This is a genomic window from Bacillota bacterium (assembly GCA_012839765.1).
Taxonomy (GTDB): Bacteria; Bacillota; Limnochordia; order DUMW01; family DUMW01; genus DUMW01.
In genome coordinates this window covers 12,742-37,964 of sequence record DUMW01000089.1, presented here as the reverse complement: position 1 = coordinate 37,964, position 25,223 = coordinate 12,742, and the positions used below count along the sequence as shown (strand labels likewise).

Genomic DNA, 25,223 nt, shown 5'->3' with positions numbered 1-25,223 from the left:
TCCGCGAAACTGCAATTATCTGATAAGTTCGCGGAATTTTCTGGATCTCCTGCAACGCCACAGAACTTTTTCTCGCGACAACGAAAAACCGTCCCAACCCCACAAACCTTATGTCAAAACCTCAGGGGGTATTCTGACCACAAAGGTTCAGGGATAGGTAAGGACAAGGAAAGTTTTTGGAGCTTGTCGAACTTGGGAGGGAAAAGGAGGAACCAAGTTGCAACCCAAAACCAGCGAACGTTTACTTCAAGGGATCACCTTTCTTTCCACCCGACTGCCCCAAGGCATGGCCCAGGGGCTTTTTGCCGGCGTAGCCTCGGTATTATATGGCCTGTTGCTGCTCACCTCCCATCGCCGGTTACTGGTAAATCGCATCCAACACGCCCTCGCACTCCCTTCTATGGCCAGTCACCGGATCGCCCACCGTCATGTGCGGATGCTCTTTGAAAGCCTAGTTGAAGTGGCCCGCCTAGGGGACGATCCCCTGTCGTTGCTGGAAAACCGAGTGACCGTCGCGGGGATTGAACACCTAAAGGACGCCCAAGCCCAGGGGAAGGGCGTGATCATCCTGTCCGCCCACTTCGGCAACTGGGAACTTATCGCACCAAAACTAGGGGCCTTGGGGTTTGGCATCACTGCGGTGATGCAGCCGATGGCCAACCCGGTCTTCGACGCCTACTTCCGACGGCTCCGGACTAGCACCGGGATCACCATCATCAATAACGACCGCGGTGGCCTACGCCAAGCACTAAAGACCTTACAGAACAACGGCATCCTCCTGCTTTTGGCGGACCAACACCCCTTTGCCCCGGCACCGGAGATCCTCTTCTTCGGCCACCGGACACCAATACAAGTAGGTCCCGCTAGCCTCGCCCGGACCACAGGGGCCAAGATCGTCCCCGCCTTTTCCCTACGGGAAAGTCGGGGCCGGCACCGGATCGTCATCGAACCGGCCCTGGAATATACCCTCACCAAGGAAAAGGCAGCAGACATCACCCAGATCTGCCGCCTTTACCATCGAATCTACGAACGATATATCCGGGCCTACCCGGACCACTGGCTGTGGTTACACGACCGGTGGCTCATCGACAAAAGGAAGGCCTAGGATTTCAGGTTAGCCGCCGCCTCCCGGTCCACCAACACGGTGACATCGGGATGCAACTGCAAGACCGACGCCGGTACCTCCTCGGTGACAGGCCCCTGCACCAACCGCTCGACGGCCCAGGCCTTGCTGCTCCCATTAGCCATCAGCAAAATCCGCCGGGCCTGCATGATACTCTTAATCCCCATGGAGATGGCCTGCCGCGGGACATCTTCTTTGCGCTCAAAGAAGCGGGCATTGGCCTCAATGGTTTCCTGGGCCAGATCCACCACCTGGGTCACACTGCCGAAGGGGGTATGGGGTTCGTTAAAACCAATGTGCCCGTTCACCCCTAGGCCCAGGAGCTGCAGGTCAATTCCCCCCGCCGCCGCGATGGCTTGTTCGTACTCGACACACTCCTTCGCTAAGTCCTCGGCCAACCCGTTGGGGATCCTGACCTGGGCCGGGTTCATATCGATATGGTTAAACAGGTTGGTGAACATATAATGATGGTAGCTCGAGGGATGAGCCGGATCTAGGCCCAGATATTCATCCAAGTTGAAGGTCCGGACCTGCTTAAAGCTTACCTTCCCCTGTTTGTACATTTCAATGAGTTCCCTGTAGGTCCCCAGGGGAGTACCACCGGTAGCTAGACCCAGGACCAGTCGGGGATTTTCGTTAATCGCATCGGAAATAATCTGGGCGGCCCGTTTGCTCAGTTCTTCGTAATTCTCCACAATGATTAACTTCATCGCCTTGCCGCAAAGCTTCTGGGATGCCTTTCGCCAGAAGTGCGGCCCACCTCCTTCCTACGGATCAAACCGTGTCCATCCTAAGTCTTTGGTATCCTTGGCGCGGGTTTTTTATCCCTGCATGCATTGGTTCGAAGAAAGATGTCCAATTCCGCCTCCGGGCTGGATCCTACCCTTATTTCTGGGCTAATCCACCACCCGGTGTGTTTTACCGGAAACTGGATTTGTATATAATGGTACGGTACTTACTTAGCTTTTCCCTGTCCATACTCCTGCTTTGTTCTAAAACAGGAAGAGGGAATATAAACTAGTAGCAGGTGCAAAAGGTGTCCAGTCAACTATTGAGGTGATTTTCCGGTGTCCGCCCGCAGGAATCGTTTCTTCTTTTGGATCATTGAGGTCAGGGAATGGCCGTTGGCCCTGCGCATAGGCGCCACCCTCCTTTTCGTCTTCATCGTCTTGCTGCAATATCGGGGGGATCGACCGGTAATCAGCGAGCTTAAAAAGGGCCTGCATCAACGGGTCATCGGCATCGACCCCGGCCACGGCGGCATCGACGTGGGGACCTACCACCATCCGACGGGCCTTGCAGAAAAGACCATCGCCCTGGAGATTAGCAAACACCTGGCGGAAATCATCGCGGAAGCAGGCGGTATCCCCGTCCTTTCCCGGGAAGAAGACATGCGTTTTTCGGAGGACCCCCGGGAGGATCTGCGCTACCGAGTGAACCAGCTGGAGGCCCAGAACGTGGATTGCATCATCAGCATCCATGTAAACTACTACCCCTCATCGGAACCCTTCGGACCCCAGGCCTTTTACTACCCCACCAATCCCCAGGGAAAGAGGTTGGCCCTACTCATCCAGGAGGAGCTTTTGAAGGTGCGGCCCGAAAGCTTCCGGGATGCCGCCGCGGAGAACTTCTTTATCCTGCGGGAGACCACCCTGCCGGCAGTCTTGGTAGAAGTGGGGTTTATCTCCAACCCCCAAGATCGCAAATTGATGCAGGAACCAGCGGGGCAGATCAAGATCGCCGAAGCCATCGCCCAGGGGCTCAGTCGCTTCTTCCAAGGGGAAACACCGCAACCGGTCTCCGCCTCCATGCATCCCTAGCCCCTGGAAAGACTAATCCTCCGGGGCAGGTCTGCACTATCCTTTGTGAACTCAACATAGCCTGAAAATTAAGAAGGGGTTCTGTCAGGAAGGGGAGCTTGGTGACCAGTCCCTTTCCCAAGGTCTGGTCACCAGATGGATCAGTCAATCCTTACGATCCTAACATCGTCAAACCATACAGTCCCGGAGGTGTGCCAGAGGAACAGCTCAAGGAACATATAGTCCAGGTTAGCGGGGGTACGGAATTCCACCGAGAATTCCTCCCATTCCTCTGTGGCCAGCTCCAACATGCCCAGATGGATATTGTTGTAATAGACAACGTGCTGGGGTGCATCGGAAAGGATAAGGTCTTCGGTGGCCGGGATCTCCTGGCCGTTGGCATCCCGAAACCGTAAACGCACCACCACGGGCACTGTAAAGGGCTCGTTCCTAGTGGACAACCCCACATCCTCGGTTCTATATCATAGCCGCAACCGATAGGTCCCATCGGCCACCAACCCATCGTTTCCATCTAAACGCTGGTTGATTTGGGCCAGACAGTCCTCGGATATCCCGCTAATCCGGAAGGAGACTGTCCCGTCCTTCACCACGGTGAAGTCCCTAGCCCCCCCGATTGACCCCGTAGCCCCAATGGGCCGCCAGACCATCACTCTTTGCTTCCTCAAAGGAACCGTTCCGCACCAGATTTACTTCCTTGGGCTCCTCCATCATCAAGACACAACCGGAACTAATCAGCAGTAATACTATAATCCCGACCGCGCAGCGAATAATTGTCCTCACAGGATTCTCGCTCCTTTCTTGTGCTTCTGCCTTTGCTCTCCTTTAACAAAAGGGTTCTATCAGTGCTTGAAACTGCTCCTGACAAAAGACCAAGGTCTCCTCGAATAGCAGCATGTGGTACCGTAAAATCTCATCCCAAGTCATCCGGGGCGCTTCGTCACCCCTCACCACGCCCTGATAGGACTCAAAGAGCACACTGACCCCACCACAGACGTGGTATAGTGCGGAGGTCAAGTTCATGGTCTCTGGAACCACCTCGTGTTCCGAGTAGGGAAGACGACCATAGAAGTCGCAACCATGCCGACTAAACCTTTCATATACCCCTTGGGTAAAGGCCATAATCAATTCCCTGATGCGCTCCGGGACGTAGTACGTACCCCAGAAATGAAAGGGGGCTGAGGCGGCCCCATGCAACAAGAGGATAAAATCCGGAGCCTCCTGATCCACGAGGTCGATCAGGGCACGGGTTTCCGGCGCCATGGGCCGGAAGAAATCATCGTGCATCAAGTTAACCCCAGCGGCATTGTGTCCCGTACCTAAGAAGGCCTCCTCCTGAGGGGATCGGGGATGGACTGCTTTGAAATCGGGCCATTCCAAAGGTGTGCCGTCTTTGGCCACCCCTTGATTCCAGCGGCGCAGACACTCCAGACTTTCCCCCACAAAACTCTCGGGCAGACACCTCTTTCGACCATCCACATTGAGACAGGGAACCAGGACCAAGCGACTTTGGGCCGCTAGCCTGGTGATTTCCGGCCAGCTTTGCCCCTGCCCATCGGCGCCGCTTTCCAACAGCCGGATAAGGTTGTTGACAGCCACAATCCCCTCGATCTCTGCCGCATGGATCCCACCGACGATCATGATCACCGGCCTTGTCCGGGTGGACTTGTCCGCATAATACTTCAAACTACGGGCTCCGCTAGCGGAACTTGAGTTGGCGGTCCTGTGATAGGGTTCCACCGGTCCATAGGACACCCTCTTGATGGGTAGTCCCCCGGCGGAGGTGCCCATCTGCTCCACCTGTCCCACCGTCACTTGCGACAGGAGCTCGTCAATGTCTTCCAAAGTACCTTTCCACCACTGGGGAACCGGTAAGCCTTTAAAGGGCGGTGTGTATACGGAAGTCACCAAAACTACACCCTCTTTTCATGGACTTAAGTTTTGGCGGGCACCGCGGTGCCCGCCGGGAAATGGCGCGGTCTGTGGAACCCCTATTCCTCCACCGCCACCATCTGTACATCATCGATCCAGAGGATCCCAGAGGTGTGCCAGAGGAACACCTCCACGTACATGTACTGCATCTCCTCCGGCACCTTGAACTTGGTTTCGAAGGGCAACCATTCACCATTGCGTAACTCCGCCACCCCAAAGTGCAGGTTGCCGTAGTACACCACGTGTTCCGGCCGGTCGGTCCGGAGCAATTCTTCGGTAACCGTCATCTGGGCAGTCCCGTCGTAAAAACGCACCCGCACCACCACCGGCACCCGGAAGGGCTCATTACGGGTGGAATACTCAAAACGTTCCGTCCGGTACCACAGGCTCAACTGGTAAACTCCACCGGGGGTCACCTCTTCGTTGGTAAGGCGAATACCGATCTGGCCGTGGGAGTCACCGATATATCCCTCGATCCGGTAGGAATAATCACCGGTGCGGTCGATGTCCCCATCGGCAAAGAACTCCACTTCCCCCCGGGAAGAACCGTTCCACCATTCCGCTGGCAACCCGTCGTCCTTCAACACACTGAAGTCCCCATTACGAATTACGTTTTCCGCGGCGGTACAGGTCCCCACCAGGACCAGCGCCAAGATCATTGCCAGAACGAGTCTTTTCACCGTTTCTCCTCCTCTTGTTTATTTTTCCCTCAATGTAAATTGCTGGGTGAAACCTCCGGTCACCGCCACCGTCACGGTGGTGGTTCCGGAGTTGACATCCACCATCTGCACCACATTCTCCCCATCTTCCAGCACCACCCAATTGCCCCGAAGGGTGAGCCGCACAGTCCAGCGGGTGGCATTCCGCGTTTCCCACCCCAGGTCGGGATCCGCCACGGCGATGTGCAACTTGTCTTCGTCCCTTTCCATCAAGAGAATACATGGGGTGTCCACCCCCTGCAGAAGGCCTTCCAGATCATCGACCACCTCAAAAAGGACGTAACCGATAAGGTCTCCTAGGGAGACAATGTGGGCCTGGGCATCCTTGCGTACCACTGTGTAATCCCAGGGCTGAACTAGCCGTTCCGGCTCCACTTGGGGCATAATCACGTACTCATAGCCCTGATCCTGGGGAGCAGTCCCATGATCAAACCAGGCCACATCGAAGAGGTTGTGCCCATACCCGTTCCCCGTATTAAGGGGTGTGGACTGCTCCTGACGCACCAGCCGTAAACCCTTAGCCTCGGGGATATAATACCCGTTTCCTACTGGATCCAATAGCCACAAGGGACCCCCGGCCACGGTCAGGGAATCCTCCAAAGGCTGCCATTGGCCCTCAGCATCCCGATAAAGACTCGGTCCCCCGTTACTTGCCACTTGATACACCGTGGTCTCCGTGGGGAATTGTGTATTGTTGTTAGTGATTCCCGAACCTAGACACAGGATCTTGTCATCGAAAAAGAATACGGTCTTCAGGGCCACAAACCCCGGCTCGTACACCGTATCCCGCAGACGCATGGCCCAGATGCCATTGTCCCCGAGGGAAACTCCGCCCACAAAGGACTCCGTGGTAAAGTGTCTACCATAACTACTTTTGGTCTCCACGAGAAGATCCCACGGCAGGTAAATGGCTGTGGTGCCTGGCCAGCGATTCCAATCCCAGCCCTGTTCCACATAGCCACTGTCCTTAGCATTCACCGGCGAACCTGTACCATAGATCTGGATCGCACCGTGACTCATGTAGCGGCCGTAGATGTTCTGGGCAACACCGAGGCTGGCCGGTTGGCACTCGAAGTTCCAGACGTACCGGCTCCATCCTTTCACACTCACCAGCCAGTCATCCCGCCGGTGGATAGAAAGGGCCCCATAGGGCAAGTGCCAGTGACCCGTAGGCGTTGGCTCCGGAGGCACATCAAGGTGGGCCGCGGCCAACAGGACCCCCACTGCTCCTAGGGTATTCAGGTAGGAGTAGTCCACACCGGCCTGCTCGATCACTTTCACGATCTGCGGGTTGGCCGGATCCCACAATCTCATGAAGGCTCCAGCCATCAGTTCCGGTTCCAGCAGTGCACCATACCCAAAGGCAGGGAGCACTTCATAGAGTGAATCCACCATGAAGGGCCACCGACAGGCTAGGCCGCTGGGGATATCATACACCTGGGAATAGATCCGCGCTTGCAGCAGTGCCCGCCAGACATTCTGGGCATTAGCCGGTGCAAAGGAAGTATCGTGCAACAGATACAAGGTAGCAGCCGCCGTATGGAGGGCACTAGTGGTATAGGTATTGCCGATGGCCCCGGCATGGGTGTATCCGGTGTAATCCGGTTTGATGAAGCTGTCCCACCCTTCGGCGATCTCCAGGGCCCGGGAAATATACCGGGTTAGACACTGCATTTCCAGGACCTTCTCCGGCCCATCCTCCAGCCCCAGCACATACAACAGCCGATTGAGAAAATTGCTACGAATGTCGCCGGTGACGGCCCCGCTTGGTCCGTCGGTGATGTAAACCTCCCCAAATCCACCGTACCAGCGGAGGGTCTCCAACTGCTGTTCCCACAGCCCGGCTTCCTTGAGTTCCTCTTTCATCAAGAACACGGCGTTGGCGTATCCACCCATGCAGGTGCGGATAAACCGGTTGTTGGCCCCAAAGGAACTGCCGGCGCTCCAGCCCTGCTCGTTAAGATAGCGAAACAGATCCAGGATGGTCCGTAGTAGCTGACGATTCTTGTAAAAGGGATTACCAAAGCTTTTCGGACCCGGCAGATGGTAGGCCGTAGCCAGGGTGCTCAAGTCCTTGAACAGATCCTCAAAGGGCGTAAGCCGCCCGTTCTGATCCGGCAGCAGTGGTTTACCCAAGACCAGTCGGCCATCTTTGATCACCTTGTAGTCTTCTATACGCTTCTGTGCGGCTAGGACCTCGGAGATGAAGGATTGGTACCTTCTTGTCACCAAGGGGTCCGACCAATCTACACTGTATCCCAAGACCCAGTCCCTATAGCGTTCTTCAATCCGGGCCAAATCCTGTAGTTTTACCTCGTAGTCGGCGGGGAGGGACATCATTGGCCGCGTTAAGAGATCGTAATAAAGCAGCTGTCCCGCCTTATCCCACCCGACTTCCCCCGGATTCACAAAGGGGATCTGTCGGTCAGCCGGTAGCCACCAAGGCAACTGCCGCGGGAACTCCACGAGATCTAGATACAGACGGCCACTGCCCGTAGGCGGTGCGTGAATCTCCAGATTCTCACACCGCCGGCTACCGCTGTAGTCTTCCACCCGGGCATCCCGGCTGAAATCCACACCGATCCAGCGCCAACCGGAGAAGTTCAGGTTGACTTCAAAAGCATACGCGGGGTTGTCCCGTTCTAGCTCCCTTACGGGACCGGCCTTGAATACCAGGGTGGCTTCCAGTGGCTCTTCGTTATAGATCCAACCGGTGAACCCCGCCAGACCCCACAGGAGATCCTCATCCACAATGGTCAGCCGAGACCCCCCCTGCCAGGTCCACAGGAGGGATTGGCCGTCGGCCTTGTACTGCTCTGGGGAAAGCTCCACCGTCCCCCCGGTGACTTGGATCCCCTTGAGCAAGGTACCAGGGGGCAGGGGGGCGGCAAAGCCGCCCCAGGCTAAGAATAGACAGGTGAGTAACACCGAAAGAAGCAGCGACATGGTATCCCCTCTTTTAGTAATGCAGGTCGTAAAGTGCAGTGTTGATGCGAATTTCCGCATTCTGCAACGCCTCGCTCACCGAAAGGTTAGCCTTATTGATCCCCGTGTTAACCCGCATCTCGTTCCAGATGGGATCCCGGATCAAGCCGGCCCCATGGATGATCGTCCGCGGGGAAATCCGCGTATAACTATCCAGACCGGTGATGTAAAACTCAAGGAGCTCCGCCCTGCTAAGGACAGAATTCTGGGCTGTTTCAAAGCGTTCTTCCCAGGTTTGGACGCTAATGCCGCTTCGCCACCATTGACCCTGATCATCCCGCAGGAGGTTGCCGTCACTGAGCATAAACTTGATAAACTCCCAGGCCCCATCGACATTGCCGGCGGTAAAGGGAATGCCAACGAAGGAGGACCAGGTAGCCATGGGGATCGGCCCCGTCACACCCACCGGTGCCCGGGTCACACCCCAAGGGAAGTCATAGTCCCGGAAATCTCCCACCCCAAGCCACATGGCGGCTCTGCCTTCGAGGAAGTAGTTCTTGTTCGCGGTGTTCGCTCCCCGTTCCTCCGCCCGGAACAGGGCCTCAAAGGCACTGATCATCTCCGGCTGCGAAACCCGCACCCTCTCCACCACGCCTGTTTCGTAGGCCTCCGCGGGCAACACATCGGTACCCCACATCCAAGCCAGGTTGAAGATCACCAGGTCATCGTCGAAGTGGCCGAAACCGTGCTGGATGGGGTTACCGCCGGCATCCCACACCGCAAGCTTCTGGACATAGTTTTCAAAGGTCTCCCAGTCCCAGTCGGTGGTGTCCCAACGGGCCGGCGGACGGGGCAAACCGGCGGCCTGGAGCAGCTGATCGTTATAGAAGATACTCCAACCCATGCGGAGCTCAATATTAATGCCCGCCAACCGATCCCCTACGTAACCGGACTCGTAGGCCAGGGGGTGAACCCCCACCTCCTCCAGCCACTGCCGATCCCGCTCCACGAAGGGGGTCAAATCCAGCAATTGTCCGTTAATGGCGTAATTGGTCCACTCATAGACGGACCACTCGAAGACCGCGTCGATCCGGTGCCCAGTAAGAAACAACATCAATAGCTTTTCGTCAAATTCCCAAGAGGGATAAAGTAAAACCTCCAACTCCAACTCCGGATACTTCTCCGCAAAGGCGTTGAGGATAGTATTGGGGATCTGATGACCGGTGGCAATCACCAGGCGATTGTCCGCCAGGCCCACGCCACAGACGCTGCACAATAGGCACCCCAGCACCAATAGCAGGGTAACAAGGTTACGAATCTTCATTTATGTACTTCACTCCTTCTTCAAGAAGTCTTTGAAACGCAAAGGGATAGATCAGAAGAACCCCGGATAATCAACCGCGGTCGCACACTCACCTGAATCGGGAACACATCGTATCTTCCCGCCACGTAACGTTCCACATGGTCCATGACCATATGACACAGTTTGTCTATGGGCCAATAAACCGAACTTAATTCTGGAGTGGTCACGCCCACATGATTACTGTTGTTGTAGCCCACCAAGCTGACCTCTTCCGGTATTCTCAAACCCACCAGGGCGGCACCTTCAGCAAACTCCCGCGCCTGCAGATCCGAATAGGCGAAGACCGCGTTAAAATCACCTCCCTGCTTTTGTACATACCGGATACGTTCTTCCAAGGGAGCCTTGGGCATCGTCACCATCTGCACCTCGGCCCCTGCTTGGAGCATCCGGTCAGAAAATCCGGCAAATCTTTCCCTGGCGGAATAGCGTCCCTTGGTATCTTCAGGGACCAGATAGATAGCCTTTCGGCGGCCTGTTGCCAGGAAATGCTCCGCCACTAACTGGCCACCATAGTAATCGTCACTGATGAAAGTGGAGATGTAGGGGTTATCCACCTGGCGATGGATCACAATCACTTCCGTACCCTGTTTCGTAGCCACCTCCACGATCTCGTCCCGGGGCACCCCACAAAAGTAGATCAGCACCGAAACGTCCTGCTCTTTCAGGATCTTCTTGCAGGCTTCCACCTCCGCATCGTGATCAGTCTGGGTCATCACCAGCATCTTAGCCTCGGCGGCCCGATCGTAGAGGACCTCTACCCCACGCCCAAAAACGTGGGAACCCTCCCGCAGGTAATGACTGGGAAAGACCAGCATCATGATGGATCCTGGTTTCACCGTCGGTCGCGGCACATAGTTCAGCCGAGCCGCCACTTCCTTCAACCTCTCCCGCAACTCTTCACTAACCCCCGGTTTGCCCTGGAGGGCCCGGGACACCGTCGCGATGGATGTGCCGGTGGCGGCAGCAATATCACGGATCGTTACCTTTTTCATTCCGTCCTAACCTCGCAAACCGTCCTAAACCTAACATTTCTGTCGCAAATAACCAATTCTATAGATAGATTTCGCCCTCGGCTAACAAAATCCTTCATGTTTACGAAACAAGTCCTCTCATGTTCACGTAACAATTTTCTGGAGAAAACCATCTCACCTCCCGAGGTAACGGGCTATCGGGCTATCTATCCCTTGGTCCCCGTCCACGTAACAAGGCAAGGAAACCAGAGTATACGAAGGCCTCCCGCATATCAAAAGATCCGCAAACCAGATGATAAGGAAACGGTAATATATATCTTCCTCACTCCCCAGTACCCGGAGCCTGGAGTCTGCCAGTAATTCTCTTCACTGGGATCCCCCTGCCAACGGTCCATGTATGTTATACTTAGTACAAGTATCTTGCGAAGATCTTCGCTGCACCTTTTGGTCTGGCGTTGGTTTGGTTTTTTTCTCCCAGTGAACAGCCTTAAGGGCAAGACACTTCCCAACCACAAGAAAGTACCAGGATTCGCAAGAAAGTATTTAAAGTTATTGTTGCTTCTGCCAAGTTGATTGTGCTAATATAGACGAAATTACGTGGGAGGCCACGTAAAATCTAACAATGAAAGGCGGGGGAAACAAATGGCCGCAAAGAAGTCGTATGAAGAAATCAATGAAAAGATCAGGCAAGGACGCGCCGTAGTTGTCACTGCAGAGGAGATTATACCTATGGCCCGGGAACTTGGCTATGAGGAAGTGGCGAAGCGAGTAGACGTAGTAACCACTGCAACCTTTGGGCCGATGTGCTCCAGTGGGGCGTTCCTTAATTTTGGGCATTCGGATCCCCCCATCAAAATGACGAAGATCTGGCTCAATGATGTGCCCGCCTATGCGGGCCTGGCCGCCGTTGATGCATATATCGGGGCAACGGAACCGTCAGAGACCCAGGGACTAAGCTATGGCGGTGCCCACGTCATTGAAGATTTGGTAGCCGGAAAGCCGATCGTCTTGAGGGCCACCTCTTATGGTACCGACTGCTATCCGAAGACCCGACTGGAGACTACGGTGACCTTGGAGGATTTGAACGAGGCTTACCTGTTCAATCCGAGGAATGTGTATCAGAACTATGCCGCTGCCACCAATACATCGAAGCGGGTATTATACACATACATGGGCACTCTGCTACCCAATTGCACCAATGTGACCTATTCCACCTCCGGGGAACTGAGCCCCCTGCTCAATGATCCTTTATATAGGACCGTTGGGATCGGAACCCGGATCTTCATCGGAGGAACCCAAGGTTACGTAGCCTGGCAAGGTACGCAGCATAACCCCAGTCAAGCCCGGGGCGAGAACCAGGTACCTTTGGGCGGCGCGGGGACCCTAGCGGTCATCGGCGACCTGAAGGGGATGACCACCAAGTATCTGCGGGCGGCTACCATGCACAAATACGGTGTGACCTTGTTTGTGGGCATCGGTATCCCTATCCCGGTTCTGGATGAAGAAATGGCGCGCTACGTATCGGTGAGCAACGACGAGCTGTACACCGGTCTGTTGGACTACAGTGTGGAAAGTCGCACACGTCCCGTCCTGAGGAGGGTCAGCTACAGCGAGTTGCGTAGCGGCTCCATTGAACTGAACGGGAAGAAGGTACGGACCGCCAGTCTCTCGAGCCTGGCCGTAGCCAGGGACATCGCCCAGGAGCTCAAGCAATGGATCCAGGAGGGCAAGTTCTTCTTGCAGGAACCGGTGGAACCCCTCTCTGTGGACACCCGCTTCAAGCCCCTGGAAGAGCGGCCGGTCAAGAAAGAACGGGTAGTATCCTAGGCCTGAAAGGAGAGTGCATCCATGAGCAAAGTACGGGTCTGGCTAAGTTTCCCACCGGGGTTAGTGGATAAGCCACTAACCTACCGATTGGTTAAGGATTATGATCTGTCCATCAACATCTTGCGGGCAAAGGTAACCCCCAACGAAGAGGGACGGCTCTTGGTGGAGATTGAAAACTCCACCGAGAATCAGGTGCAGGCGGGCCTTGACTACCTGAAGTCCCAGGGGGTTCGGGTAGAACTGATTGGCACCGGCATCCTCGTGCATTTTGACCAGTGTGTGCACTGTGGGGCCTGCACGGCGGTGTGCGCCAGTGGTGCCCTGCGGCTCGATCCCGAGTCGGCAAGGCTCCACTTCGACGAAGCCAAATGCATCGAATGCGAACTGTGTATTGACGCCTGTCCGGTGGCCTGTATCGAAGCCACATTGTAGCGATGTATACGCCACGAACCTATCGATATAACCAAGATGCGGGGGATCTACAATATTTGAGGGTTGCCGTCGGTGAGACCGATCTTTGGATCGGTCTTAAGGATCCCCAAATCCCCCTCAATCAACTGCGGGAACTCACGGTCGAGCGCGTGCTGCACCTTCGGCGGATCCTAAAGGTCTATATAGCTAAGCACCCCGAGTTTAAAGAATCCCTGCGACCTGTTCCCTATTCCCCGAAGGATCCGGAATTGATTCAACGGATGGGTGCAGCCGCCCAGACCGTGGGTGTGGGCCCGATGGCCGCGGTAGCTGGGGCCATCGCCCAGCTGGTGGGGGAAGAGCTTCTCCCCCTGTGTTCCGAATTGATCATCGAAAACGGTGGAGATATCTTCCTTTATTGCCGCCAAAGGCGCCGGATCGGTATCCTGGCGGGCAATTCTCCCTTCAGTGGTCGGCTGGGGATTGTGGCACCCCAGCAGACCCCCATGGGAGTCTGCACCTCCGCCGGCACCTCGGGCCATTCTTTGAGCCTGGGCCGGGCCGATGCTGCGGTGGTGATCGCCGCCGATGCCGCGTTGGCCGATGCCGCGGCCACCCATGGGGGCAATCTGGTCCAAGAACCCGCGGATATCCCATCGGCCTTGGAGAAGATGAGTAAGATACCCCACCTGTTGGGCGTCCTGCTCATCAAAGAGGACAAACTAGGGGCCTGGGGTCAGATCGAACTCGAACCACTTTAGGCCGCCAACCCCAGGCCTTTTTCTACCTATTGTTCTGAAACCGCTCCGCCAGGAGCTTTTTATATGCCTCCAACTCCACCGGTCTACGGGCCAAACCTTCGGCCATGGCCGCCTCGGCCACCGCCGGGGCCACCCGGTGCACCACCCGCGGATCTACGGGTTTCGGGATGAGGTAATCGGGACCAAAGTGTAGTTCCCTAAGGCCATAGGCTCCTAGAACCTCCTCCACCACCGGATCCCGGGCCAAAGCCGCCAAAGCCTGGGCCGCAGCCACCTTCATCCCTTCACTAATTTTCCTAGCCCGCACATCCAAGGCTCCCCGGAAGATCGAAGGGAAGCCGAGGACATTGTTCACCTGATTGGGGTAATCTGACCTGCCGGTGGCCACGATGGCATCGGGCCGCACTTCCTTGGCCAGATCGTAGTCGATCTCTGGATCCGGGTTGGCCAGGGCAAAGACGATGGGCCTTGGGGCCATAGTGGACAGCATCTCCGGGGAGAGGGCACCGGCCACCGAAAGACCCAGGAATACATCGGCTCCCCGGACCGCCTCCGCTAAGGTGCGGGCCTTTCTTGGGACCGCAAATTCTTCTTTGTAGGGGTTCATCCCCACGGTGCGGCCCTGGTAGATCACCCCTTTGGAGTCCACCAAGGTCAGCTGTTCCCTCTGCATCCCCAAATTGAGTAGGAATCTGCTGCAGGCAATGGCCGAAGCACCGGCTCCGTTCACCACCACCCGCACATTGGCCAGGTCCTTACCGGCGACCTCCAACGCGTTCAGCAAAGCAGCACCAACAATGATCGCGGTGCCATGTTGGTCATCATGGAAGACAGGGATATCTAGGCTTTCCACCAAGGCCTGTTCGATGACAAAACACTCCGGCGCCTTGATATCCTCCAGATTAATGCCACCGAAGGTGGGAGCCAGGGCCTGGACGATCCGGATAAAATCCTCCGGCTCCGGCGCATCCAGTTCGATGTCAAACACGTCCACATCGGCAAACCTTTTGAAAAGGACCCCCTTCCCCTCCATCACCGGCTTGCTGGCCAAGGGGCCCACGTTCCCCAACCCCAGCACCGCGGTCCCGTTGGAGATCACCGCCACCAGATTTCCCTTCCCGGTATACTGAAAAACCTGTTCCGCATCCGCGGCGATGGCCTTCACCGGCTCCGCCACGCCGGGGCTGTAGGCCAAGCTCAGGTCCCGTTGATTGGCACAGGGCTTGGTAATCCTTATTTCCAACTTCCCCGGTTTACCCTCACTGTGATAACGTAAAGCTTCTTCTCGTAATCCAGCCATCTTGAAAGGCTCCTTCCTACTAGTTCCAGCTCACCTAGAAGTTCGTCACCATACACATCTTTCCTGCCCGACCCAGGGCAGGAAAACCCACACTATCGCAGAACATTTACCAAAGGAGGTGAAGCCTGTGGACAGGGAGCAAACAAACCACCCGCACAAACGAAACTGTATTGCCTGTCATCAACCCATCGCTCCGGAAGAGGAGTTTTTGTGTCCCCGCTGCAAGAAGCCGCACCATCGGTCCTGTTGGGAAAGCCGCGGGGGTTGTGCCGCGATCGGCTGCAAAGAGTTGGCGGCTACCGTCCGGCAGGACCAGGAGAAAAGACAACAGCTTCTCAGGGAAGCAGAGCAAAACCAGCGGCGTTACCGCCTTACCATCTTCGCTATGCTCGGCCTCGTCCTGGTCCTGGTGGTGCTCATCAGTTACTTCAACTCGCCAAAGCTCGGCGATCGAAAGGTTCTGGAGATGATGACCACGGTCTTACCTTACCCCGAAGAACAGGTACTCACCCGGGTGGTAACCGATTTTAACAACAAGCGCGAAGACCTTTTCCTCCGCTGGCAAAACCTCGATGCGCGGGTCTACGATCAGAAGCTAGTGGTCCTCATCGGAGCCCGGGACGTGCCTGATCTTTTCGTCATGCGGGGCGAGGATCTGGACCTTTTTGCTGAACATGGCCTGCTTTTGAACCTGGACGAGTATCTGGCCAGGGATCCAGAACTGTCCGCGGTCCTCGATCCCGAAACCCTAGGGATATGGGAAGGTTCCGTTTACGGTCTTCCCTTCTCCGAAGGACGTTTCTTTGCCATCCATGCCCAGACCGAGTACCCGGAAGCCAGCTGGGAAATATTCCAAAAGATCCTTTGGGAACTTTATGCCTTCCGGGCCCAACAGGAGGAGGAATAGCACTGTTCCTCCCCCTTTCCGGAGGACACGCCGCCCTTTACCGGGAGAATGAACCTTTTTCCGCAGATTTTCTTCCCCATTAAGCAGGATATTGCCCCTGAATCACGAATACCTTTCTGAAACCAAAAAATAACCAAAGAAAAACAAGATAAAAACAGATCCGAGGAGGGCGCGTTGTGACTTCTGAATATGAAATCAAACGCCAAATAGTAGACATTGGCAAACGGATCTATAACAACGGATACGTGGCCGCCAACGATGGTAATATCAGCGTAAGAGTGAGCGAAAACCAGGTAATTACCACCCCCACCGGTGTCAGCAAAGGCTTCATGACCCCTGACATGCTGGTCAAGGTGGATTTGGACGGTAATGTCATTTCCGGAAAAATGCGCCCGTCTTCCGAACTGAAAATGCACCTGGCAGTCTATAGGCAGCGGCCAGATGTGAATGCGGTAGTTCATGCCCATCCCCCAACGGCCACGGCCTTTGCGGTGGCGGGAATTCCCTTGAAAACGCCGACGATCCCCGAGGTGATCATCAGCCTCGGCTGGATCCCCATCGCCAAGTACGGGACCCCTTCCACCGATGAGATCCCCCGGGCGATTGGCGAGCATTTGGAAAACCATGATGCCATCCTGCTGGAAAACCACGGAGCGGTGACCGTGGGGGTCAGCTTGGAAAACGCCTATTTCAAAATGGAAACCCTGGAGCTTTATGCCAAGATCAGCTTGTTGGCCCGGCTGTTGGGTGGCGAACGAGCCCTGGCACCGGAAAATGTGCGCAGGCTCATTGAACTGCGGGAAGAAATGAACGTCCCCGGTCGCCATCCCGGTTGCATGGACTGTGGCGCCTGCAGCGTACAGGGCAATTGCCACAACACCAATCCCCCGGCGGACATCGACGAAGGTCAGCTGGTGGAACTCATCACCAGGGTAACCCACCAAGTGCTACAGGAAGAGGCCGGAAAAGCCGGTTGAACCTCATATACAGGTGAAACCCGATTTCTCCTGCCGAGAATCACGGCCAGAAGGGAGGTTCACCACGGGAAACCGATCTTGATCGTCCCTTAGGTTCTGTTTTGGAGAGGAAGTGACCCATGGCGCAGAAGGCAGTGGGTCTCATCGAAGCAGTGGGTTGGGCCGGTTGTCTGGAAGCGGCAGACGTGGCCCTGAAAACTGCCGATGTGACCTTAATCGGTTTTGAAAAGGCCAACGGCGGCGGTCGCCTGGTGGTCCGCATCGAGGGCGATGTGTCCGCGGTACAGGCCGCCTGCGAGGCAGCGGTGGCCTCGGCAAACAAAGTGAGTTCTGTTTATGCTTATCGGGTGCTGGCACGGCCCGCAACGGAAGTCAGTAAACTACTACGCAAGTAGAAGAACAAAGGAGGCTATCTTTAAATGGCAGGTAATGCATTGGGATTAATCGAGACACGTGGTTTGGTGGCAGCCATCGAAGCGGCAGACACCATGGTCAAGGCAGCTAATGTGGTACTAATGGGCTATGAGAAGATCGGTAGCGGCTTTGTGACCGTCATGGTCCGGGGTGAAGTGGGTGCCGTACGGGCTGCTGTGGATGCGGGCGCTGCGGCCGCGGAGAAACTGGGCGAGATCGTGGCGACCCATGTCATTCCGCGTCCCCATGACGACGTAGAGAAGATCCTGCCTAATCTCGAACAACCGGCCAAGAAGTAGGGAAAAGCTTCGGCGAGGGACCAAACCTCCCTGCTAACAGGGCAGGGAGGAATACGCGAGTAAAGGTGGGATCCCGATGGATGAGAGACAGTTAGTTGAAACCATCACCCAACGGGTACTCTCCATCCTGCAGGCCAATGGAAAATCCTCGACCCCTGAGGAAGACTCCATTCCCGTGGGCGTATCGGTGCGACATGTGCACATCTGCCAGCGGGATCTGGAGATCCTCTACGGCCCCGGCGCTACGTTACATAAGCTGAGGGATCTGTATCAACCGGGGGAATTTGCCGCCAAGGAAACGGTGGCCCTGGTGGGCCCGCGAATGCGGTCCATCGAGAACGTTCGGATCCTGGGACCTATGCGGGACCGTACCCAAGTGGAGGTCTCCCGGACCGACGCCATCTTCCTGGGCATCAATCCACCGGTACGCCCCTCAGGGGATCTGGCCGGTTCCGCAGGGATCACCTTGATCGGCCCGGCGGGTGCGCTGACCCTGCCCGAGGGATGCATCGTCGCCAACCGGCATGTCCATATGAGTACCGCCGATGCGATACGCTTTGGGGTGAAGGACAATGACTTGGTGGAGCTGGAAGTCACGGGCGAGAAGTCCTTGGTCTTCCGCAACGTGCAAGTGCGGGTGAAGGATTCCTTCCGCCTCCAGGTGCACCTAGACACCGACGATGCCAACGCGGCAGGAATTAATTGTGGAGCCATATGTAGAATTGTACGTCCATCCTCCGGGAGATGACCGGCTTTCCCGGAGGATATTCCGTACCAGGGATAACTGCATCCATTTTCCCTAACGGGGAGGTGAACCAAACCGTCGTTTCTTACCGGAAAGCGGTGAAGAGAACATGCAGATTGATGAAAGAAGAATCGCCTCAATTGTGGAACAAGTGGTAGCCAGCCTGAAGTCTGGTCAGCCCCAGGCCACTCCCAAGCCGGCTGCAGAAGGGCTGGGGGTCTATCCTACGGTGGACGAGGCCCTTACCCGGGCCGCCCAGGCCCAGCGGGAGTTTTCTGGGCTCTCCTTGGCTAAACGTAAGAAGATCATCGAGGCCATCCGGCAAGCCGGGATCGACAACGCCCAGTACTTTGCCCGGATCACCCATGAAGAGACCCGCCTCGGTCGATACGAAGACAAGATCCAAAAGAACATCAATGCCGCCACCCTGTCACCGGGCATGGAGGTTTTGGAGCATAGGGTCATCGGTGGTGATGAGGGAGTCACTATTATCGAACGAGTCCCCTTTGGGGTCATCGTCTCCATCCTACCCACCACCCACCCCACGCCCTTTGTGATCAACCATGCCATTATCATGCTGGCGGGAGGAAATGCTGTCTTTTTCTGCCCCCATCCTCGGGCGGAAAAATGCACCCGCACCGCCATCACGGTGCTAAACAAGGCCATCGTAGAGGCCGGCGGACCGGCGGATCTGCTCACGGTGCTCGATCACGTTAGTATGGACGCGGTAAACGCGGCCTGTGCCCATCCGCTGACGAGCCTGATCACCGCCGCGGGCGGGGCCGGGGTGGTTAAGATGGCCCTCAGTTGTGGCAAGAAGGCCATCGTGGCCGGACCAGGCAATCCCCCGGTGGTGGTGGACGAGACCGCAGATCTGACCCAGGCGGCCCGAGACATCGTGGCCGGGGCCAGCTTCGACAACAACATCCTGTGTATCGCCGAGAAAGAAGTCTTCGTGGTGGAAGCGGTGTTCGATCAATTCATGCAGGAATTGTCCAAGACCAATACCTATATCCTCCGGGACAAACAACAAATCGAGCAGCTGACCAAGATCCTGGTAGAAGATGGACATATTAACCGGGAACTGGTGGGCCAAAATCCGGAGCGAATCCTGGGGGAAATCGGCATCCAGGTGGGTCCCGAGGTCCGTTTGGTGGCCTTTGAAACAGATTTCTCCCACCCCCTGGTGATGATCGAGCAGATGTTGCCGGTCATCCCCATCGTACGGGCCCGGGATTTTGACGATGCGCTGGATATGGCGGTGAAAGCCGAGCAAAGGATGGGCCATACGGCCGTGATCCATTCCCGGGATATCCAACGGATTACCCGGTTCACCCAGCGCTTGCGCACGGGTCTGACGGTGGCCAACGGTCCTTCGGGGGCAGCCCTGGGTGTGGGCGGTGCCGCGGAATTTGCCCATACCATTGCGGATCCCACCGGTGAAGGGATCGTCACCGCAAAGCACTTTACCAGAGAACATCGTCTGACCATTAACGGAGCATTGAAGTTGGCCTAGGGATTAATCTTGGAGAAAGGTGGAAGGCGCAAGGAGCTCACCTCCTTGCGCCGTACTGCTATGGCCATGGTTCTGTTGGAAAAAGTGAAACGGGCCGGTGTGGTGGGAGCCGGCGGTGCGGGCTTTCCCACCCACGTTAAGCTGAATACCCAGGTGAAGCATCTGATCATCAACGGTGTGGAGTGTGAACCGTTAATCCGCGTGGACCAGGAGTTGATGGCGGCCTTTCCCCGGGAATTGGTGGAGGCAGCCCAGCAAGTGCAAAAGCACTTGGGTGCAACCAGGGGTTACTTCGCCCTCAAAAAGCAGTACCAAAGGGCCATTGCCGCCCTCAAGCCACATTTGGCTTCCTTGTCCGATTGGTCCCTTGTGGAATTGGATAGCTTTTACCCCGCCGGGGATGAGCAGGTCCTGGTTTACGAAGTTCTGGGTGCCGTGGTGCCCGAAGGCGGTATTCCCCTACAGGTGGGAGCCGTGGTCATTAATGTGGAGACTTTGTTGAATATCTACCATGCCCTACAGGATCAACCGGTCACCGCTTCTTACCTTACGGTCACGGGGGCTGTTAAAAAGCCGATGACCTTAAAGGTTCCCGTAGGCACCGCCATTGGTGAGGTCTTAAGGGAGGCCGGTCCCACCTGCACCGACGGGGTAATCATCGATGGAGGACCCATGATGGGCAAGATCGTCTCCCAACAGGATCCAGTGACGAAGACCACCAAGGCGCTGATCCTGGTACCGGCCCACCACCCACTGTTAAAGTATAAACAGGTGGATCAGGCCGCGGCCATCCGCCGGGCCATGTCTGTCTGCTGCACATGTCGGCAGTGTACGGATCTGTGTCCTCGGTACCTGTTGGGTCACGACCTGCAACCACATCAGTCCATGACCGCGGTGGCCTATGGCAAGGCCTTCGATACTAAAGCCATCACCCAGGCGTTCCTCTGCTCCGAGTGCGGCGTTTGCGACGCCTACGCCTGCCCCATGGGGCTAAGCCCACGGGCCGTCCACATCATGTTGAAGGGGCAAATGACCGCCCAAGGAATGAAGAACTCCCATCGAAACCAAGTAGAGCACGCCCGCAGGGAGCAACCGTACCGCCGGGTACCCACCGCCCGGCTCATCCAGCGCTTGGGTCTGGCGGAATGGGATGTCCCTGCCCCCCTCACCCCGCTGAGCTTCCAACCGGCGGAGGTACGTCTGCCTTTGAAGCAACATATCGGGCAGCCGGCAAGGGCCACCGTGCAGGTAGGGGACAAGGTCTCCCAGGGAGATGTGGTGGCCACCCTTCCGGCGGAAAGTTTAGGAGCACCGTTGCACGCCAGCATCTCCGGCACCGTCGTGAGCATCCATCCGGAGATCATTCTCCGGGCCGAAGGGGGTGCATTAGATGCATAAAGCCCTTGGTTTAGTGGAAGTGCAGAACGTCACCCGGGGGGTAGTGCTTGCGGACACCATCTGTAAGACTTCCCAGGTGGAATTGATCACCGCCATGCCCGTCTGCCCGGGGAAGTTCATTATTCTTTTTTCCGGTGATGTGGCCAGCATCCAGGCGGCCTTGGATGCCGCCAAAGCTCAAGGCGCCGAGGCCATCGTCGATGAACTTTTATTGGCCCGGCTACATCCCGGGGTGTTTCCGGCCCTGACAGCCAGCACCCAGGTGAAGGAGCTAAAGGCCCTGGGGATCATCGAGACCTATACCATCGCCGCAGCTATCCTGGCCGCGGATGCCGCGGCGAAAGCTGCAGATGTGGCCCTCATCGAGATTCGTCTGGCCCGAGGCTTAGGTGGCAAATCCTTCGTCTACTTCACCGGTGACGTGGCCTCGGTGACCTTGGCCACAGAAAAGGCGGCGGCCTTTGCCCGAGAACAGGGAGTCCTATTGGAACATGCGGTCATTGCCGCTCCGGATCCCCAACTGTGGAAACAGCTCGTCTAGATAAAGGAGGAGGCTCTCATGCGCATCTTCGTACTCAATTGCGGCGGTTCATCCATCAAGTTCAAGGTCTTCGACCTGCCCGAAGAAACGGTGGTCATCCAGGGTTCCGTCTCCAGATTGGGCAAGGCCGATGCCGCCGTGGAGATCTCTTCCCAGGAGAAGACATACGAGCAGGTACTGGACATCCCCGATCATCGGGCAGGACTGCAGTTTGCCCTCGACATCCTAGCGAAGGAATTTGGTGATCTTGGAACCATCGATGTGATCGGACATCGCCTGGTCCACGGCGGCGAGGACTACTACCAGCCCTCCTTCGTGGACGCAGGACTGAAGGCCGCATTGGAGAAATATGCGGAGCTGGCCCCCTTACATAATCCGCCGAACCTCCTTGGCATTCGCCTTTGCGAAGAATTCTTTCCCGGAGTACCCCAGGTGGGGGTCTTCGACAGTGCCTTCAACCAGACCCTCGCTCCCAGCGCATATCTGTACGGGATCCCTTACCGGTATTATGAAAAGTATCGGGTACGGAAGTACGGGTTTCACGGGATCACCTTCCATTACATGACCTCCCGGGCCGCAGAACTTTTGGGTCGTCCCTTGGAGGAACTGAAGATCGTCTCCCTGATGTTAGGTAGCGGCTGCACCGCCAATGCCTGTAAAGGCGGGAAGTCTGTGGAAGTAAGTACGGGACTGACTCCCACCGAAGGATTGATCCAGTCCACCCGCTGCGGAGACATCGATCCCTTGGCGGTGACCTATCTCATGCGCAAGGAAGGACTCACCCCCCAGCAGATGGACGAGATCTTGAACAGGGAATCAGGCTGGCTGGGCATCTCCCAGGTGAGCAATGACATGCGGGAAGTAGAGGCCGCAGCCCGGGCGGGTCATCGCCAGGCCCAGCTGGCGATCGAAGCCTTCACCCATCGATGCCGGAAGTATATCGGGGCCTATGCGGCGGCAATGGGGGGTATCGATGTTTTAGTCTTCAGCGGCGGCCTAGGAGAAAAGTCCCCCACCCTGCGGACACAGATCTGTGCAGGTCTTGAGTTTTTGGGGATCATGATCGATCCTGAGCGCAATCGGGAAGCCGCAAAGGATTGCCTGATTTCCCCCGATCATGGTCCAGTCAGCGTCCTGGTGATCCCCACCGACGAAGAACTGGTCATCGCCCGGGAAACATACCTTTTGGTCAATCAATCCTGATTGGCAAGAATCATTTCCAGCGAAAGGGGCTTGGCCTGGACCCATCGGTCCTGCCAAGCCCCTTTCCTAGCTCCCCCTTGTACAATCTTCAGTCTACTGAAACTTCCTGGTTTCCCCCTTTGTTACCCAGGTCCATGCACCGATGGGATCAATCGAACTGAACGGTATAGTTCAGCTCATCCTGGGCCCATAGCGTAACCACCTTGAGGCGCTTGCCTAAGTAGCTGTCTCCCGTGTCCCTGAGGGAACATTCCAGGGCACCGTCGAACTGGATCCGGAAGACTACCTCGCCTCCCCGTAGGTACCGTAGTTCATAGGCCCCGGGTATCCCTTCCAAAACCACATCATCCCCCTCGGCCACCAAGAGGGGCACCGTTTCCCTGAGGCTGCCGCGGGCAGTCACCTGGAAGGTTACTTCCCTTTCGGCAAACCGCACCGTCTTCACCGCCGACACCGCGGCACCGGGTACGTAGTATGTGAACCCGTGGAAATCCGAGGTTGCTTCAGGATTGGCCACCTTTTCCCCCGATACCGTAAAGTACTCGGTGATAATATCGAATTCCTCCAGGGCCCTTTCTACACCGAAGACATCGCTCCAGGTGCTCCAGGCCATGTTGGGCTGATCAATACGACTAGACCAGAGGATGGTACCCAGCTGCGGATGCCAAAGGGAGGCTGGGCCCATGCGCTGGTTCTCCCGCCGTCTGCCCCCAGCGAAGCTAAAGTAGTAGTCGGGACGGCGCACATAGAGAAACTCGGCGTTCTCCTGGGGATCATGCAAGAACACCGTGAAGCGATCGCTTTTTAGATAGGGCAGCTCCTGACGCTGCTCCGCCACCATCTCCGGGGTAAGCGCGTATTCCCCATGGGTTAGGAGCGCAAGGATATCTCCGGGACTTCCCCAGTTGATGGTGAGCGGCCGCCAGATCCCGGTGGGACCGAAGACTTGCCGGGGAGTGGCAAAACGCAGCGGGTTCTGCAGTTCCGTGGGTGAAGGCAGAGCAGTGGCCGGTTTGCCGAAGGCCGCAGCCAAAGGGATCTCATCATACCAAGCCCGTAACCCCGGTGTGTAGGTGGGAAACTCCTGCCGGGAGGAGAGGGAACGGTTATTGATAAACCCATTGCCCGCAGGCTCCCACAGCATGTTGTAGGACATGAACCGGTAGAAGGCCCGGTGTCCTTCGAGGATCCGCGGATCCTTAGTCATAAGATAAAGGGTCCGCAGGGAACCGTCGGTAACGTGAAACCCGTAGGCAAGACACGGTCCCATCGCTTCGTAGTAGTATCCCGCGGGACTCTGGGCCACTTCGAAAAAGGCCCCAATCATCTCATCCAACTGATCCCGTAGGTGGGTCTCCCCAAACACATCAATGAACATGGCCACCGCCACCATGCCGCCGGCCATCTGGTTAGCACAGGACCGGTTATTGGTGGGATGGGCTAAGAGAAAGTCCACCGCCCGCTTGCAGGTATCGTAAAAGGCGACCTCCACCTCGGGAGCAAGCTCAATCCCCGCCTCTTTCAACAATTTATATCCCAGCAGGATCCGCTCCATGTTCAACGCGGCAACACACCACTGTTCGTACTGTCCCGCCGTAGGTGACCACTGGCAAAAACCCCCCAGTTCTGTCTGAAGGGAAGTCCAATACAACAGCCCCGCCTCGATCCGTTTCAGTAGGGCCTCGTCCATGTAATACTGGTTCCAGGGCCGATCCGCGGTGAAGAAGTAGCTGTAAAGCAAAAGCAATTCCTGGTTCCGGGCATTGTAGGGCTCATCATTCCGAGAAGGAATCCTGGTCCAACCCAGGTACTCCCCGGAATCTGCCATGCGGTTCACCGCCTCTTCCAAACCCAGATAGTACCGGAGGACATTTCGCTCTAGCTCCAGGGGAGTGAAATCGATGGTGTCCCGGCGGAGGGTACCAAGGTCCACCGGATCTAACTTAGGCAAGACCGGAGTGGTCGCGGCTGCCACCGGGGACACTTTCAAAAGAAGGATAAGCAACAATATGGCCATAAAGCGCGTCATCTTCGTACCTCCGTGGAAATCAGTTTCGGTGTCTTGGGCGGGCGC

General features: G+C 56.5%; 25 protein-coding genes. 14 read left to right on the top strand and 11 right to left on the bottom strand.

The window, feature by feature from the left end:
- Nucleotides 1-217 precede the first annotated feature (217 nt).
- Nucleotides 218-1,105 (top strand): lysophospholipid acyltransferase family protein, encoded by an 888-nt coding sequence (locus tag GXX57_09360; protein ID HHV44854.1) that lies wholly within the window; start codon nt 218-220, stop codon nt 1,103-1,105.
- Here the strand turns inward: GXX57_09360 and nagB are convergent.
- Nucleotides 1,102-1,833 carry a glucosamine-6-phosphate deaminase gene (nagB, locus tag GXX57_09355; protein HHV44853.1) on the bottom strand — a complete coding sequence of 244 codons (732 nt, stop codon included), beginning with the start codon at nt 1,831-1,833 and terminating at the stop codon, nt 1,102-1,104. The genes GXX57_09360 and nagB overlap by 4 nt on opposite strands.
- Nucleotides 1,834-2,190: 357 nt before the next feature.
- Between nagB and GXX57_09350 the strand changes: the two genes are divergently transcribed.
- Nucleotides 2,191-2,943 (top strand): N-acetylmuramoyl-L-alanine amidase, encoded by a 753-nt coding sequence (locus tag GXX57_09350; protein ID HHV44852.1) that lies wholly within the window; start codon nt 2,191-2,193, stop codon nt 2,941-2,943.
- Nucleotides 2,944-3,083: 140 nt separating this feature from the next.
- Here GXX57_09350 and GXX57_09345 read toward each other — a convergent pair whose 3' ends face one another.
- From GXX57_09345 to GXX57_09310, 8 genes are all read right to left on the bottom strand, one after another.
- Nucleotides 3,084-3,383, bottom strand: a complete 300-nt coding sequence (locus GXX57_09345) for a hypothetical protein (protein HHV44851.1) — start codon at nt 3,381-3,383, stop codon at nt 3,084-3,086.
- A gap of 21 nt (nt 3,384-3,404) precedes the next feature.
- Nucleotides 3,405-3,590: a hypothetical protein gene (locus GXX57_09340; protein HHV44850.1), complete on the bottom strand. Its 186-nt coding sequence runs from the start codon at nt 3,588-3,590 to the stop codon at nt 3,405-3,407.
- Entirely contained in the window at nt 3,544-3,723 is a 180-nt protein-coding gene (locus GXX57_09335) for a hypothetical protein (GenBank protein HHV44849.1), read from the bottom strand. Before GXX57_09335 ends, GXX57_09340 begins: the two co-directional genes overlap by 47 nt.
- Before the next feature lie 42 nt (nt 3,724-3,765).
- Nucleotides 3,766-4,848 carry a hypothetical protein gene (locus tag GXX57_09330; GenBank protein ID HHV44848.1) on the bottom strand — a complete coding sequence of 361 codons (1,083 nt, stop codon included), beginning with the start codon at nt 4,846-4,848 and terminating at the stop codon, nt 3,766-3,768.
- Between the two features lie 83 nt (nt 4,849-4,931).
- Nucleotides 4,932-5,552 (bottom strand): hypothetical protein, encoded by a 621-nt coding sequence (locus tag GXX57_09325; protein HHV44847.1) that lies wholly within the window; start codon nt 5,550-5,552, stop codon nt 4,932-4,934.
- An 18-nt stretch (nt 5,553-5,570) separates the two neighbouring features.
- The gene (locus GXX57_09320) at nt 5,571-8,537 is read right to left on the bottom strand and encodes a hypothetical protein (GenBank protein ID HHV44846.1); all 2,967 of its coding nucleotides are present in this window, start codon (nt 8,535-8,537) and stop codon (nt 5,571-5,573) included.
- Between the two features lie 13 nt (nt 8,538-8,550).
- Entirely contained in the window at nt 8,551-9,840 is a 1,290-nt protein-coding gene (locus GXX57_09315) for an extracellular solute-binding protein (protein ID HHV44845.1), read from the bottom strand.
- Between the two features lie 20 nt (nt 9,841-9,860).
- The gene (locus tag GXX57_09310; GenBank protein HHV44844.1) at nt 9,861-10,871 is read right to left on the bottom strand and encodes a LacI family transcriptional regulator; all 1,011 of its coding nucleotides are present in this window, start codon (nt 10,869-10,871) and stop codon (nt 9,861-9,863) included.
- 621 nt (nt 10,872-11,492) lie between these two features.
- On the opposite strand from GXX57_09310, the gene GXX57_09305 reads away from it, so the two are divergent.
- From GXX57_09305 to GXX57_09295, 3 genes are read left to right on the top strand one after another with little or no spacing between them, the layout of a single operon-like run.
- Complete coding sequence (locus GXX57_09305; protein HHV44843.1) at nt 11,493-12,677, top strand: hypothetical protein; 1,185 nt, start codon at nt 11,493-11,495, stop codon at nt 12,675-12,677.
- Between the two features lie 21 nt (nt 12,678-12,698).
- The gene (locus tag GXX57_09300; GenBank protein HHV44842.1) at nt 12,699-13,109 is read left to right on the top strand and encodes a 4Fe-4S binding protein; all 411 of its coding nucleotides are present in this window, start codon (nt 12,699-12,701) and stop codon (nt 13,107-13,109) included.
- A gap of 2 nt (nt 13,110-13,111) precedes the next feature.
- Nucleotides 13,112-13,849 (top strand): UPF0280 family protein, encoded by a 738-nt coding sequence (locus tag GXX57_09295; protein HHV44841.1) that lies wholly within the window; start codon nt 13,112-13,114, stop codon nt 13,847-13,849.
- Between the two features lie 22 nt (nt 13,850-13,871).
- Here the strand turns inward: GXX57_09295 and GXX57_09290 are convergent, their stop codons facing one another.
- Nucleotides 13,872-15,149 carry a malate dehydrogenase gene (locus GXX57_09290; protein ID HHV44840.1) on the bottom strand — a complete coding sequence of 426 codons (1,278 nt, stop codon included), beginning with the start codon at nt 15,147-15,149 and terminating at the stop codon, nt 13,872-13,874.
- Between the two features lie 127 nt (nt 15,150-15,276).
- Here GXX57_09290 and GXX57_09285 point away from each other — a divergent pair, with 127 nt between their 5' ends.
- The 9 genes from GXX57_09285 (at nt 15,277) to GXX57_09245 (ending at nt 23,149) form a co-directional block, all read left to right on the top strand.
- On the top strand, nt 15,277-16,056 hold the full coding sequence (locus GXX57_09285; GenBank protein HHV44839.1) for an extracellular solute-binding protein: 780 nt from the start codon (nt 15,277-15,279) through the stop codon (nt 16,054-16,056).
- Nucleotides 16,057-16,232: 176 nt separating this feature from the next.
- Entirely contained in the window at nt 16,233-17,033 is an 801-nt protein-coding gene (locus tag GXX57_09280) for a class II aldolase/adducin family protein (GenBank protein HHV44838.1), read from the top strand.
- Nucleotides 17,034-17,152: 119 nt separating this feature from the next.
- Entirely contained in the window at nt 17,153-17,428 is a 276-nt protein-coding gene (locus GXX57_09275; GenBank protein HHV44837.1) for a BMC domain-containing protein, read from the top strand.
- Between the two features lie 24 nt (nt 17,429-17,452).
- Nucleotides 17,453-17,746 carry a BMC domain-containing protein gene (locus tag GXX57_09270; GenBank protein HHV44836.1) on the top strand — a complete coding sequence of 98 codons (294 nt, stop codon included), beginning with the start codon at nt 17,453-17,455 and terminating at the stop codon, nt 17,744-17,746.
- 76 nt (nt 17,747-17,822) lie between these two features.
- Nucleotides 17,823-18,494, top strand: coding sequence for a phosphate propanoyltransferase (locus GXX57_09265; GenBank protein HHV44835.1), 672 nt, complete (start codon nt 17,823-17,825; stop codon nt 18,492-18,494).
- A gap of 106 nt (nt 18,495-18,600) precedes the next feature.
- Nucleotides 18,601-20,007, top strand: a complete 1,407-nt coding sequence (locus tag GXX57_09260) for an aldehyde dehydrogenase (GenBank protein ID HHV44834.1) — start codon at nt 18,601-18,603, stop codon at nt 20,005-20,007.
- Between the two features lie 60 nt (nt 20,008-20,067).
- Nucleotides 20,068-21,405, top strand: coding sequence for an electron transport complex protein RnfC (locus GXX57_09255; GenBank protein HHV44833.1), 1,338 nt, complete (start codon nt 20,068-20,070; stop codon nt 21,403-21,405).
- A complete protein-coding gene (locus GXX57_09250) occupies nt 21,398-21,946 on the top strand; it encodes a BMC domain-containing protein (GenBank protein HHV44832.1) in 549 nt (182 codons plus the stop codon). Before GXX57_09255 ends, GXX57_09250 begins: the two co-directional genes overlap by 8 nt.
- 18 nt (nt 21,947-21,964) lie before the next feature.
- Nucleotides 21,965-23,149, top strand: a complete 1,185-nt coding sequence (locus GXX57_09245) for an acetate kinase (protein ID HHV44831.1) — start codon at nt 21,965-21,967, stop codon at nt 23,147-23,149.
- A 148-nt stretch (nt 23,150-23,297) separates the two neighbouring features.
- Here the strand turns inward: GXX57_09245 and GXX57_09240 are convergent, their stop codons facing one another.
- The gene (locus tag GXX57_09240; protein ID HHV44830.1) at nt 23,298-25,178 is read right to left on the bottom strand and encodes a hypothetical protein; all 1,881 of its coding nucleotides are present in this window, start codon (nt 25,176-25,178) and stop codon (nt 23,298-23,300) included.
- Nucleotides 25,179-25,223 lie beyond the last annotated feature (45 nt).

Coding starts and splice junctions, on each gene's coding strand:
- GXX57_09255 (HHV44833.1), top strand. CDS start 20,068: ATGGCCATGGTTCTGTTGGAAAAAGTGAAACGGGCCGGTGTGGTGGGA.
- GXX57_09260 (HHV44834.1), top strand. CDS start 18,601: ATGCAGATTGATGAAAGAAGAATCGCCTCAATTGTGGAACAAGTGGTA.
- GXX57_09275 (HHV44837.1), top strand. CDS start 17,153: ATGGCGCAGAAGGCAGTGGGTCTCATCGAAGCAGTGGGTTGGGCCGGT.
- GXX57_09290 (HHV44840.1), bottom strand. CDS start 15,149: ATGGCTGGATTACGAGAAGAAGCTTTACGTTATCACAGTGAGGGTAAA.
- nagB (HHV44853.1), bottom strand. CDS start 1,833: ATGAAGTTAATCATTGTGGAGAATTACGAAGAACTGAGCAAACGGGCC.
- GXX57_09320 (HHV44846.1), bottom strand. CDS start 8,537: ATGTCGCTGCTTCTTTCGGTGTTACTCACCTGTCTATTCTTAGCCTGG.
- GXX57_09245 (HHV44831.1), top strand. CDS start 21,965: ATGCGCATCTTCGTACTCAATTGCGGCGGTTCATCCATCAAGTTCAAG.
- GXX57_09305 (HHV44843.1), top strand. CDS start 11,493: ATGGCCGCAAAGAAGTCGTATGAAGAAATCAATGAAAAGATCAGGCAA.
- GXX57_09340 (HHV44850.1), bottom strand. CDS start 3,590: ATGGTCTGGCGGCCCATTGGGGCTACGGGGTCAATCGGGGGGGCTAGG.
- GXX57_09300 (HHV44842.1), top strand. CDS start 12,699: ATGAGCAAAGTACGGGTCTGGCTAAGTTTCCCACCGGGGTTAGTGGAT.
- GXX57_09270 (HHV44836.1), top strand. CDS start 17,453: ATGGCAGGTAATGCATTGGGATTAATCGAGACACGTGGTTTGGTGGCA.
- GXX57_09265 (HHV44835.1), top strand. CDS start 17,823: ATGGATGAGAGACAGTTAGTTGAAACCATCACCCAACGGGTACTCTCC.
- GXX57_09295 (HHV44841.1), top strand. CDS start 13,112: ATGTATACGCCACGAACCTATCGATATAACCAAGATGCGGGGGATCTA.
- GXX57_09240 (HHV44830.1), bottom strand. CDS start 25,178: ATGACGCGCTTTATGGCCATATTGTTGCTTATCCTTCTTTTGAAAGTG.
- GXX57_09250 (HHV44832.1), top strand. CDS start 21,398: ATGCATAAAGCCCTTGGTTTAGTGGAAGTGCAGAACGTCACCCGGGGG.
- GXX57_09310 (HHV44844.1), bottom strand. CDS start 10,871: ATGAAAAAGGTAACGATCCGTGATATTGCTGCCGCCACCGGCACATCC.
- GXX57_09315 (HHV44845.1), bottom strand. CDS start 9,840: ATGAAGATTCGTAACCTTGTTACCCTGCTATTGGTGCTGGGGTGCCTA.